The sequence below is a fragment of the Streptantibioticus rubrisoli genome (assembly GCF_024436055.1).
GTDB lineage: Bacteria > Actinomycetota > Actinomycetes > Streptomycetales > Streptomycetaceae > Streptantibioticus_A > Streptantibioticus_A rubrisoli.
On record NZ_JANFNH010000001.1, the window covers coordinates 624,041 to 636,458 of the forward strand.

Genomic DNA, 12,418 nt, shown 5'->3' on the forward strand with positions numbered 1-12,418 from the left:
GCGTGGGGTACGGTGTTCCCGAACGCGGGAACACCGTTGCATACAAGGGGGATTACATGTCTCGGACACCGGTTCTGATCGCTGGCGGGGGCACCGTCGGTCTGGCCACCGCCGTGTTCCTCGGCCACCACGGCGTGCCGTCACTCGTCGTCGAGCGCCGCCCGGCACCGTCGAACCATCCGCGCGCCCTCGGGCTGAGCCCGCGCACGTTGGAGATCTTCCGCGAGGTGGGTCTGCGCGAGGAACTGGCCACCGTGGCCGTGCGGTCGGCCGATCTGTGGCGGGCGCAGGCGCGCACGGTCGCCGAGGTCGACCGCAGCCGAACCCCGTCCGCGCCCATGCTGTTCGCCTCCGCCGCCGTGTCGCCGGAGACGCCGAGTGGCCACTATCCGCAGGACCGCATCGACGCGGTGCTGGTACCCGCGGCACGCGAACGTGGTGCGACCATCGAGTTTGGCGTCGAGGTGATGGGCGTCGAGCAGGGCACTGACAGCATGTCAGTATCCCTGTCCGATGGGCGTGTTGTGGATGCCGACTACCTGGTGGGCGCTGACGGTGTGCGCAGTACGGTGCGCACCGCGCTGGGGATAGGAACCACCGGGCCAGGTGCCATCGGTGATGTCACGCTCAACATCCTCTTCAACGCCGACCTGGTCGGCCACTTCGGCTCCATGCCGACCATGACCCAGATCCTCCACCCGGACGCGGCGGGCATCCTGCTCGCCGTGGGGGAGCGGCGTTGGGTGCTGCACGTCCGCATCCCCGCCGACGAGACCCCGTCGCAGGAGCGCTGCGCACAAGCGGTCCGTACGGCGATGGGTGCCGACGTACCGGTGGAGATCGTCAGCGTACTGCCGTGGCGGGCGACCGTGCAGATGGCCGAGAGGTTCCGCTCCGGACGGGCGTTCCTCGTCGGCGATGCCGCGCGGGCCGTGTCACCGCTCGGTGCCTTCGGCCTGAACACCGGCGTGGCCGACGCGCACAACCTGGCCTGGAAGTTGGCCATGGTACTGGCCGGGCAGGCGGGCGACCGGTTGCTCGACACCTACCACGAGGAGCGCCACGCCGTCGCCGAACTCGTCACCCGGCAGGCACGGTTGCGGTGGGAGAACCCACGACTGCACTGGGACCCGGCGGCCGTGGCGGAACGCCGTGCCGTCGGCGCGTGGAACGGCCCGCTGGTGACGATGGGCTACCGCTATGCCTCGTCGGCGGTCATCGACCCGGTCGTGGACCTTCCCTCCACCGAGGACCTCGCCGAGAGCCTCAACGGCGCGGCCGGGTCGCGGATCCCCCACGCCTGGTTGGACGGCACGAAGGTGTCCACCGTGGACCTGGGCGCATCGCGCTTCGCGGTGCTGACCGGTCCGGCAGGTGGGGACTGGTGCGGTGCGGCACGGACGGTCGGCGCGGCGCGGGGGATCGACCTGCGCGCCGTTCGGCTCGACGCGCGAGGGGCAGCGGCGGTCCGGCTTGAGGACGACGGGGTGATGCTGCTGCGGCCGGACGGGTTCATAGCGTGGCGCTCCCGCCAGGCCGCGGATGCCACCGTGCTGGACAAGGTGCTGGCTTCGGTCACCGGCCGCTGAGCTGCTCCGCTGGGAGTGCGGTGATGTGCCGTCTAGCGGCCGTCGATCGGCTGCGGCGCCGTCGTGGCTGGTCGCGCGGTTCCCCGCACCCCTTCAGGGCGCTGTCGATCCGCTGAGCGATCACGGTGTGCTGATGCCGGGATGGTCGACATAGCCCCGGGCTCCGCCGGAGTAGTACGTCTCCCGGTCCGCGACCGCAAGGTCATGCCCTGTGGCGAAGCGGGTGACGAGGTCGGGGTTGGCGATGAAGTGGGTGGCGAACGACACCGCGTCGGCGATGCCCGCCTCGATGGCGGCGTTCGCCGACTCGCGGTCGAAGCCGTTGTTCGCCATCAACGGCCCGTGGAACGCCCGCCGGTAGCGTGCGATCGCCTCGAAGTCGGGACCGGCGCCGGGAGTTGTGATGTCCCGGCCGCGCAGATGCAGGTACGCCACGGGGTGTTCGTTCAGCCGCGCCACCAGCGCGTCGTAGTCCGCCAGCATGTCGTCGTCCACACGGAACAGTTCTCCTGGGGACAGATACGGCGCCAGACGCACCCCCACACACCGTCCTTCCCACGGCTCCGCGACCGCGTCGACGATGTCGAGCAGCAGCCGTCCCCGCCGCTCGCGGTCGCCGCCGTACGCGTCAGTGCGGTGGTTCAGCCGCGGGTTGAGGAACTGCGCGATCAGGAAGGAGCCGTGGGCGGCGATCTCCACCCCGTCGAACCCCGCGCGCCGGGCGTTGGCCGCGGCGGAACGGAAGTCAGCGACCGCCGTCGCGATGTCCCGCGCGGTCATCTCCCGCGGGGTGACGGTCTCCTTGAATCCGCTGGCGGTGAACGACATGACCCGCGGGTTGACCGCCGACGGTCCCGCAGGCAACCGCCCGCCGAGATGGTCGGGATGGGAGGCGGCACCGGTGTGCCACAGTTGCATCACGATGCGACCGCCGAGGGCGTGCACGGTGTCGGTGACCTGCCGCCAAGCGCTCACCTGTTGTTCGCTGTAGATGCCGGGTACGTTGACGAAGCCGACAGCCCGTTCACTGACCCAGGTCGACTCGGTGATGATCAACCCAGCGCTGGCACGCTGGGCGTAGTGGGTGACGTGCAACCGTGTGGGCACCAGTGAGTCGTTGACCGCGCGCGCACGTGTGGTGGGCGCCATCACCACCCGGTTGGGCAACTGGAAGTCTCCGAAGTCCACTCGCCGCAGCAGGGGCTGGTCGAGGCCGGTCGGCACCGTGGTGCTCATGTGGTGTGTCTCCTCGTCGGGGCCAGGGCGCGTTGCCGTCACCTCGGCCGGTTCGCATGCGTCATAAAGGTGACGGAGCCCGATGGCGAAAGGTGACCGATGGAAGAGCAGGACCGGCTGGCGGAACGGTTCGAGACACAGCGAACCCAGCTACGGACGGTCGCCTACCGGATGCTCGGCTCACTCAGTGAGGCCGACGACGCCGTGCAGGAGGCGTGGCTACGGCTCAGCCGCACCGACGCGAGCGGCATCGAGAACCTGCCCGCCTGGCTTCGCACGGTCGTCTCCCGAGTGTGCCTGGACATGCTGCGCGCCCGCACGGCACGACGGGAGGAACCGGTAGCGCAGCATCTGCCGGACGAGGCGTGGGACGAGCGCGGCACCGACGAAGGCGGCGACCCCGAACAGCAGGCACTGCTCGCCGAATCCGTTGGGCGCGCGCTCCTGGTGGTGCTGGACCGGCTGGCCCCGGCCGAGCGGATCGCCTTCGTGCTGCATGACACCTTCGCCGTACCGTTCGACGAGATCGCGCCGATCGTGGAGCGCACACCGGTGACGGCCAAGAAGCTCGCCAGCCGGGCACGTCAGAAGGTGCGCGGCAGCGCGATGGGCTCCGTCGCCGATGTCGCCCGGCAGCGGCGCGTGGTCGATGCCTTCCTGGCCGCCGCGCGGGCCGGTGATCTGGACGCGCTGCTCACGGTGCTGGCCCCGGATGTGGTGCGCCGCGCCGACCGGGCCGCCCTGCCGCCCGGCGTCGAGACGACGGCCACCGGCGCTCGTACCGTCGCGGAACAGACCGTTGTGTTCGGCCGCCGGGCCCGCTTCGCCGAGCCCGCCCTGGTCAACGGCACGGTGGGCGCCGTGGTGGCACCGCGTGGGCGGCTGCTTGCGGTGCTGACGTTCACCATCGAGGGGGAGCGGATCACCGGGTACGAGGTGATCGCCGACCCCGCTCGCCTGCGGCGGCTGGACCTGGCCGTTCTCGGCGAGTGACGTCGCCGCGACCGCCCGGGCCGGGTCCGGAGCGGAAGTAGCTTCCGGGGGTGATGCCTGTTTCGCGGACGAAGGCGGCGACGAAGGCACTTGGGGTCGCGTATCCGACGCGCCGCGCGACCGTGACGACCGGTTCGCCCTCGGAGAGGCGGGTGAGGGCCGCCCTGAGCCGGACCGCGGTGCGCCAGCGGGCGAAGGGGATCCCGGTGTCGGCGACGAAGGCACGGGCGAGCGTGCGGGCGCTGGCGCCGACGTGGCGGCCCCACTGGTCCAGGTTGCGCGGATCCGACGGATCGGCGACGAGGGCCCGGGCTACGGCCAGCGCCCGGCTGTCCTTGGGCATGGGCACGGTGATCGTCGTCGCGGGAACGGGTTCCAGGGTGTCGATGAGCACCGCCTGGGCGCGCGCCCGCCGCGGCGGGTCGAGAACGGCGTCGGCCAGGTGGTCGATCAGCGCGGCGACCAGTGGGCTCACGGCGACCGGTTGCGGGTCCGGCCAGTCCGGCATCGCGCGCCGTGGTTCGAGATACAGGGACCGCAACGTGGTCGCACTGCCCGAGGCCGCCGTCTGATGCGGTGCGCCAGCGGGGATCCACAGCGCGCGGCTCGGCGGCAGGATCCACTCGCCGCCCCGCGTCGTCACCACGAGAACCCCACTGCGCGCCCAGGCGAGTTGGTGCTCGTCGTGTGTGTGGACGGGGAAGAAGCTGCGCGGTGCCATGTTGACGGTGCGCACCACGATCGCGGCGGAGTCCTCCACCGTGTCCGCGGCGGCGGGATGTCCGGATCGCGACATGAAGTGGAAGCATACGCGGTGGATTCGGCCCTCTTGCCGTTCCTAGCCTGAATCCCATGAACAACCACCACATGCAAGTGTGTCCCAGCCCGGAATGGGCCGAGATGTTGCAGACCAGCGTGCTGCCGCAGGTGGCATCGTGGACCGAACTCGGAGCGGACCTACTGGAGTTGGGCCCCGGTCCGGGCGCCGCCACGGACTGGCTGCGGCACCGGGTCCGCAGGCTGGTCGCGGTCGAGTACGAGGCCGAGGCTGCCGCCGCCCTCACGAAGCGGTTCACCGGCACCAACGTCGAGGTCGTGCACGGCGACGCCACGGATCTGACCTTCCCCCACGAGTCGTTCGACGCCGTGGCCTCGTTCACCATGCTGCACCACATCCCCACCGTGGCACTGCAGAACCGGCTCCTGGCGGAGGCGATGCGGGTGCTGCGGCCCGGCGGTGCGCTGCTGGGCTCGGACGCGCTGCCGGGGGACGCCCTGCACCATGTCCATGAAGGCGACACCTACAACCCGGTGGAGCCCGCTGCCTTCCTGGTGCGTTTGCAGACACTGGGTTTCGAGCGCATCACCCTCAGCGTCGACGACCGGCTGAAGTTCGTCGCCCACAAACCGCGCACCGCCGACGGGCCGGAGCCGACCGGCAACGCGGCGGTGTCAGCGGCGAGTTGATGCTTCCGCTGCGGTAGAGCCGTCAACAAGGGGCCGCCCGTACGGGATGGGCCCCTGCTGACCCCGACAGCGACCGGGGACTGGCTCGTCCGCGTGGGCGATGAGAGGTGGCGGAGCTCGGCGGAGCATGGCTCGCGGAACGTGAGCCGTAACCAGCACCTCCGTTGACCAGAAGAAAAGGGATCTCATGAACGCCCCGAGTCCACGCCCCGCCGCGATATCCGACGAAGCCCTGAACCACCCGCGCAGTCAGGCGGCGTTCCGCAGCGCGAAGCGGCTGGTGGGCGCATACCTCGGCATCAGCGTGCTCACCCTGGTGGCCATCGTGCTGCTGCGCGGCGACACCTCCGTGGTGAACCAGGCCGTCTGGGTGCGCGGCAGCGTGGTCGTCGCCAGCGCCCTGCTGACGTACATACTCGCCACCCGCATGACCCGTGGCTCGCACGGCGCGTACCGGCGACTGCGGATCATCTCAGCCGTCATGACGGTGGCCATCGCCGCGATCGTCACGCTGCCCGGAGCCTTTCCGCTGTGGATGAAGATCGAACAAGGGCTCTGCGGGCTCTGCCTGTTGGGCGTCGTGCTGATCGTCAACGGCAGCCACCTGCGGTCGCTGTTCGCCACCAAGTGAACTGGCCGTACCGTCCCGCCTGGTCACATGGGACGGTACGGTCCAGTGCCGTGCGATCTGCCTGAAGTCTCGTGAGCGGGACGAGCTGACCGTACCGGTGGTTCCGTGAGGTTTCGCGCGAAACGACGGGCAGGCAGGCTCATCAAGCGTCGTCCACCGCGGGCGCGTCAGGTTTCAATCCGGTTAAGGTCACGACCCGTTACCCGTAAAGCCAGGGATCGTTGCAGCCGTTGACCCGAAACGGTGGGGGAGAGGACATCGAACAAGTGGCAAGCGGGAGTGGGCGTGTCCACCCGGAATCGACATCGAGCGCGGAGCAGGCGGAAGGCGGCGACGTGGTGAGCAGTCTCGCCATGGACCGGGCGATGCTGGAGTGGTCGCGGCGCCGACCCGGCGACGGGTACACCTTCGGGGTGCTCATGGGCGTGGGCGGCCCCATGCCACCGCTGCCGCGACTCGCCGCCCTGGTCCAGCGACGCGCGGCGGACGTGCCCTGCCTGTCCTGGCACCTGACCGGGCCGCCCCGCGAGGAGACCTGGCAGCCGTACCAGGGCTTCGACGCCGGTGCGCACATACACCGCCTTGAGTTGCCGCCCGGACCGGACCCCCACACCCGGGCGTTGACCGTACTCGCCAACCAACAGGTGCCCGGCGCAGGGCCGTTGTGGGGGCTGTGGGCACTGGACGGTGACCAGCCCGACACGTACCTGCTCGGCTACCTGGTGCACCAGGCGGCACAGGACGGCGTCGGCGCCGCACACGCGTTGGAACGGCTCTTCGGCGACACATGCGGCGACGGTGCCGAAGACGGCATAGCCGAGTCCGACGGGCAACCTGAACCGCTCGTCGGCTCCGGCGTGCCGAGCCTGGCCACCACCGGTCAGCGCAGTCTCGTCACCGCGGCCGTGCCGCTCGACCTGCTGCGCGCCGCCGCCGGCTCGGGCCCCAGCACCGTGCACGATGCCTATCTGGCCGCACTCGCCGGTGCGCTGCGCTGGTGGCTGCCGCCCGCCGACAGCAGCCATGACGTTCCGGTGCGGGTGCCGTTCTCCATCCGGCAGCCCGACGACGATCCCGCGCTGGGCAATCACGTCGGCAACGCCCGACTGCTGCTGCCCGTGACCGAGCCCGATCCCGCGCGGCGACTGGCGGAGGTCACCCGGCAGATGTCCGCGGTCAAGACCCCCGCGCACCGCGAACGCACCCGCGGCCGACTGGCACGGGTGCCCGAACAACAACTGTTGCGCCGCATCCCCGAACCAGTCTCCCCCGTGGACTCGCTGCTGTGCGCGACCTCGCTGCGCATCCGCCAACCACTGACCGTGGCAGGCGCACCGGTCGTCACGGCCGCAGCCGTTCCACCGCTGGTCGGGGGCCATCTGCTCACCAGCATGCTGTGCACCCACGACACCGGTGCCGCGGTCTCGTTCACCACCCAGATCGCACACCAGGAGATACGGCGGCTTCCCGCGCTGTGGCAGGAGGCGGTCGTCGAACTGGCCGCCGCCGTCTGACGCGTCGGCGGTCACCGGGGTGTCATGCGTCCGTGTTCCACCGCACCACCGGATTGCCGAGCCACCGGCTGCCCGCGGGGACTTGTTCACCGCGCATGACCAGGGACGAGGGGCCGATCACCGTGCCGTCGCCGATCGTCGCGCCGGGCAGGACGATCGAGTGCGGTCCCAGGGTGGCGCCCCGGCCCAGGTGGACGGTGTCGATGCGCATCAGGCGGTCGTGGAACAGGTGGGTCTGCAGTACGCAACCCCGGTTGACGCTCGCCCCCTCCTCCAACCGCACCAGATCGGTCTCCGGTAGCCAGTGGGTGTCACACCACACGCCCCGGCCGATGCGCGCGCCGAGGGTGCGCAGCCAGGCGTTCAGCAGCGGTGTGCCGACCAGGTAGTGGCCCAGCCAGGGCATGGCGAGGGTCTCAACGAAGGTGTCGTACAGCTCGTTGCGCCACACGAAGGAACTCCACAGCGGGTGTTGGCCGGTGGCGAACCGCCCGACCAGCAGCCACTTCGCCACGGTCGTGATCAGCAGCGCGAGCACACCCGTGGCCGTGAACAGCGGGCCGACCAGAGCGACCGCCGCCAACCAACCGGCCCTGTCAGCCAGTTCGGCCAGCGCCAGGAAGAACGCGTCGGCCAGGACGGCCACGCACAACAGCGGGATGAGACGGCAGACCTCGACCGCGGCGCGCATCAGCACCAGCGGCCTCGGCGGGTGGAACGTCCGCCGTGGATCAACGGCTTCCGGGCGCCGCGGCACGGTGAAGCCCGGGCGCCCCAGCCAGGACGCGCCGGGATCCAGGTGTGCGGGCGCGTCGGACAACACGCCGACCAGGGCCCGGTCCGGCAGCGTTCGGTCCGCTCCGACGATGCCCGAGTTGCCGACGAAAGCCCGCCGTCCGACGTGTGACCTGCCCAACCGCAGCCACCGGCCGCGGAGTTCGAACGGCGCGACCAACGCGTCGTCCGCCAGGAACGCACCGTGCTCGATCCGGGTCAGCGGTGGCAGCGTCAGCACGGTGGAGATCTCCGCCCGGCGACCCACCTTCGCACCGCACAACCTCAGCCACAGCGGGGTGAACAAGCTGGCGTAGAAGGGGAAAAGCAGCTTGCGGGCCTGATCCATCAATCGTGAGGTGACCCACGCACACCACGCCACCGAGCCGTACACGGGATGCGAACCCGGCGTCAGCGCACCACCGGCGACGCGTACGACCAGCGCCACCAGCAGGGCGTAACTGACCGTGGTCAGCACCGTTCCGACGGGTACCGCCCACGGCAGTTGATGGATGAGAGCGGTCGGCGTCAGGGCGTCTCCCGCGGCGCTATCGAGGAGGACCACGGTGGGGAGCAGGGCGAGCAGCGGGACGGCGTCGAATCCGAGCCCGGCCAGGGCGTAGGCGGTGGGCCACCAGACGCCTCGTGTCCGCCCGGAGCGCCGGTATCCGTCCACCCCGTTGTCGTCCGGCACCGGCCGCGCCGGGCTGCCGCCGCATACCCGGCCCGCAGGCACATCGCCGGTGACGCAGGCGCCCGGGGCGACGTTGGCCCCGCGCCCGACGCTCGCGCCGGGCAGCAGCATCGCGCGGGCCGCCACGCGGGCGTGTGCGCCGATGCGGACCGTGCCGAGGTGGAACGCGTCGCCGTCCAGCCACCAGCCGCTGATGTCTGCTTCCGGTTCCACCGCGCACCCGTCGCCGAACTCGCCCAGCCCGGTGACCGGCGGCATCGCGTGCAGCGCCACATCGCGGCCCACCGAGCACCCCACGGCCCGGGCGAACAGGGGCGCCCATGGTGTGCCGAGCAGTGTTGGGATGCCCAGCGTGGCAGCGGTGCGCTCCGCCGCCCACACCCGCAGGTGCACCGAGCCTCCCCGTTGATGGGTTCCGGGCCGGATCCCCACCGTGAGCAGGCGCGCCGCCGCCGCGCTGATGCCGACGCGGGCCGGTGCGGCGTAGAGCGCCAGCCAGCCGCCGACGATCAGCCACCAGGACAGTCGCGCGGTGCCCGCCAGCGGCCCTGCCAGGTTGTTGAGGCTGGCCAGCACCAGAAGCCAGCGCAGCCCGACGAAGGTCAACAAAGCGACAAGGAACGCGCATTGGACCACCCCGGCGCGGCGCGGTGTGGGTCGTACGACATGGCGTGGCTCGCTGCGCCGTGCCCGCATGTCAAGCCTGTCGGCCAGGTCACGCAGCGTCGGATGGTGGTAGACGTCGGTGACGGAGACGTCCGGATACCGCTCACGCAGCGTCGACACCAACCGTGCCGCGGTCAAACTGGTGCCGCCGATGGCGAAGAAGTCGGAATCGCCGGTCACGGATGCTGCGCCCAGCAGCCGCCGCCACTGCGCCGCGAGCCAGGCCGCGGTTCCCGGCAACTCCTCTTGCCGGGGGCTGCCCTCACCCCTCGTCGGCGGCCAGGGCAGCGCCATGCGGTCGATCTTGCCCGAGGTGTGCCTGGGCAGTTCGTCGACGACCACGATCCTGGGCAGCAGCGGCGCCGGGAGCCGGGCGCGCAGCCGGTCACGGGCCGAGGCCGGGTCGAAGCGGGCCGCACCGCCAGCGGGGACGACGTATCCGACCAGCACCTGTCCGGCGCCCGCGGTGGTGCGTACGGCAGCGGCTGCGGCCCGTACCCCCGGCAGTTCCCGCAAGGCGCCGTCGATCTCACCGAGCTCCACCCGCCGCCCGGCGAGTTTGACCTGGTCATCGGTGCGGCCGAGGAACACCAGGCCCTGCGGTTCGGCCCGCACCAGATCGCCGGTGCGGTAGGCCCGCCGCCCGGCCAGTGCGGGGTGCGCGCCGAACGCCTCCGCGTCCCGGGCCGCGTCGAGGTAGCGGGCGGTGCCCACTCCGGCGATCAGCAGTTCGCCGGTCGCGCCCCATGGCACCGGGCGGCCCTCGGGGTCCACCACGGCGACCGTCCAGCCGTCCAGTGGGCGGCCGATGCGCACCGGCTCGCCGGGGCGCAGCCGGGCGGCGCAGGCGACCACCGCGGTCTCGGTCGGGCCGTAGGTGTTCCACATCTCCCGGCCCGCCGCCAGCCGCTCGACCAACTCGCCCGGACAGTCCTCGCCGCCGACCACGAGCAGCCGTACCCGGTCCAGCGCCGCGACTGGCCACAGTGCCAACAGGCCCGGAACGGTGGAGACCGCGGTGATGCGGCGCTCCACCAGCCACGGAGCCAGTTCGGCGCCCGCGCGCACAAGTGAGCGCGGCGCCGGGACCAGGCAGGCGCCGTGCCGCCAGGCCAGCCACATCTCCTCGCAGGAGGCGTCGAACGCCACGGACAGCCCGGCGAGCACCCGGTCTCCCGGCCCGAGCGGCCGGTCCCGCAGGAACAGCCGTGCCTCGGCGTCCACGAAGGCCGCCGCCGACCGGTGGCTGACCGCCACGCCCTTGGGCCGCCCGGTGGTTCCGGAGGTGAAGATGATCCACGCGTCGTCCTGCGGCGACGGGCGGTGTGGGCGCCTTCGTGGAGGCCGGGTACGGATCCGGCGGCGCACCGACAGGCCGGGACCGATCACCGCGCATACCGTGGCCTCGGACCAGATCGTCTCCGCCCGCTCCTCGGGGTCGTCGGCGTCCACCGGTACGTAGGCCGCGCCGGTCCACAGCACGGCCAGGATCGCGACGTACAACTCGGCGGTACCGGACGGGACGCGGACCCCTACGCGGTCGCCGTGGCCGATGCCCATCTCGCGCAGGGTCCCGGCGTACGCGTTCACCTCGGCGAGCAGTGCCTGGTAGTCAACGGCGCCGGACCCGGCGTCCAGCGCCGGGGCGTGCGGATGCGCACGCGCCGTCGCCTCCAGCACGTCCACCAGCGTGCGGGGTGCAGCCGCGGGCACCGCCGACCACCGCGCCGCGGTCGGCGCGGGCTTGGTCGGCACACCCAGCGAGACCGGCGTCCGGCCAGCCGGAAGGACGTAGTTCATCGGTCGTCCGACGATCCTTCGCAGCGGTATCGCGCATCCCTGCCGTTCCCATTGTCCCGCGGATTCCGGTCCCGTCGAGGCACGAGTCGTACGAGTAGGAGGTGCGAGTCGCACGAGTAGTCACGGACAAAGGCCGGACGGAATCGGCGGCGAACCGGAGAAGTAACGACACCCACGTTCCACCCGTTTGCACTTTCCGCCATATTGCGGCTCTCGCGTGGACGCACGACGCAGGGTTGGTACGACTACTGCCCTGGCGCACCGCATCGGTCACACGTGCTGTGCGCTTCCATTCGATTCCTGTGGCCAAGGGGCGGTGATCGCCATCGGTGGGAGACCGCCCCGGCGCCACCTCACTACGGCTCCGTGTAGGCGGCTGACCAGACATGACACTGCTCGAAAGGCACTCAGTGGACCTGGCGATCTCCAGCGATGCGGTACTGCACTCCACCACCTCCGCGAAGATCGTGGTGGCCGGTGGCTTCGGCGTGGGCAAGACCACGTTCGTGGGTGCCGTATCGGAGATCAGTCCGCTGCGCACCGAGGCGGTGCTGACCTCCGCCTCCGCGGGGATCGACGACCTCACGCACGCGCCGGAGAAGAGCACGACGACCGTGGCGATGGACTTCGGCCGCCTCAGCCTCGACGACGATCTGGTCCTGTACCTGTTCGGTACGCCTGGTCAGGACCGCTTCTGGTTCATGTGGGACGACCTGATGCGTGGTGCGATCGGTGCGGTGGTGCTGGTGGACACCCGGCGGCTGGCCGACTGCTTCCCGGCGATCGACTACTTCGAGAACTCAGGGCTGCCGTTCGTCATCGCACTGAACGGATTCGACGGCCACCAGCCGTACGCACCCGACGAGGTACGAGAGGCGCTGCAGATCGGCCCCGAGGCGCCCATCGTGAGCACCGACGCGCGACTGCGCCAGGAGGCGAGGAACACGCTCATCGCGTTGATGGAGCACGCGCTGCTGGCACGGTTGCGGTAGACCGCAACCTCAGTGCCGAATCCCCAGTGCCGAATCCCCAGTGCCGCGTTCTCGGCACCGAA

Annotated in this window: 9 protein-coding genes; 6 read left to right on the plus strand and 3 right to left on the minus strand. The window is 71.0% G+C overall.

The features are described 5' to 3' along the window. The first annotated feature begins 56 nt into the window (after positions 1-56). Positions 57-1,589: an FAD-dependent monooxygenase gene (locus NON19_RS03035; protein ID WP_255924955.1), complete on the plus strand. Its 1,533-nt coding sequence runs from the start codon at positions 57-59 to the stop codon at positions 1,587-1,589. 120 nt (positions 1,590-1,709) lie between these two features. On the opposite strand, the gene NON19_RS03040 is transcribed toward NON19_RS03035, so the two are convergent. Beyond that, positions 1,710-2,825, minus strand: coding sequence for an alkene reductase (locus tag NON19_RS03040; protein WP_255924956.1), 1,116 nt, complete (start codon positions 2,823-2,825; stop codon positions 1,710-1,712). A gap of 99 nt (positions 2,826-2,924) precedes the next feature. Here NON19_RS03040 and NON19_RS03045 point away from each other — a divergent pair, with 99 nt between their 5' ends. Further along, positions 2,925-3,818, plus strand: coding sequence for a sigma-70 family RNA polymerase sigma factor (locus tag NON19_RS03045; RefSeq protein ID WP_255924957.1), 894 nt, complete (start codon positions 2,925-2,927; stop codon positions 3,816-3,818). Here the strand turns inward: NON19_RS03045 and NON19_RS03050 are convergent. Further along, positions 3,748-4,614 carry an AraC family transcriptional regulator gene (locus NON19_RS03050; protein ID WP_255924958.1) on the minus strand — a complete coding sequence of 289 codons (867 nt, stop codon included), beginning with the start codon at positions 4,612-4,614 and terminating at the stop codon, positions 3,748-3,750. The genes NON19_RS03045 and NON19_RS03050 overlap by 71 nt on opposite strands. Positions 4,615-4,670: 56 nt before the next feature. Between NON19_RS03050 and NON19_RS03055 the strand changes: the two genes are divergently transcribed. From NON19_RS03055 to NON19_RS03065, 3 genes are all read left to right on the plus strand, one after another. After that, positions 4,671-5,285 (plus strand): class I SAM-dependent methyltransferase, encoded by a 615-nt coding sequence (locus NON19_RS03055; protein ID WP_255924959.1) that lies wholly within the window; start codon positions 4,671-4,673, stop codon positions 5,283-5,285. A gap of 187 nt (positions 5,286-5,472) precedes the next feature. Next, positions 5,473-5,916 (plus strand): hypothetical protein, encoded by a 444-nt coding sequence (locus NON19_RS03060; RefSeq protein WP_255924960.1) that lies wholly within the window; start codon positions 5,473-5,475, stop codon positions 5,914-5,916. A 338-nt stretch (positions 5,917-6,254) separates the two neighbouring features. Further along, positions 6,255-7,430, plus strand: a complete 1,176-nt coding sequence (locus NON19_RS03065) for a wax ester/triacylglycerol synthase domain-containing protein (protein WP_255924961.1) — start codon at positions 6,255-6,257, stop codon at positions 7,428-7,430. Positions 7,431-7,452: 22 nt separating this feature from the next. Here NON19_RS03065 and NON19_RS03070 read toward each other — a convergent pair whose 3' ends face one another. Continuing rightward, positions 7,453-11,364, minus strand: coding sequence for a Pls/PosA family non-ribosomal peptide synthetase (locus tag NON19_RS03070; protein ID WP_255924962.1), 3,912 nt, complete (start codon positions 11,362-11,364; stop codon positions 7,453-7,455). Positions 11,365-11,750: 386 nt separating this feature from the next. Between NON19_RS03070 and NON19_RS03075 the strand changes: the two genes are divergently transcribed. Then, entirely contained in the window at positions 11,751-12,356 is a 606-nt protein-coding gene (locus NON19_RS03075; protein ID WP_255924963.1) for a GTP-binding protein, read from the plus strand. Positions 12,357-12,418: the final 62 nt, after the last annotated feature.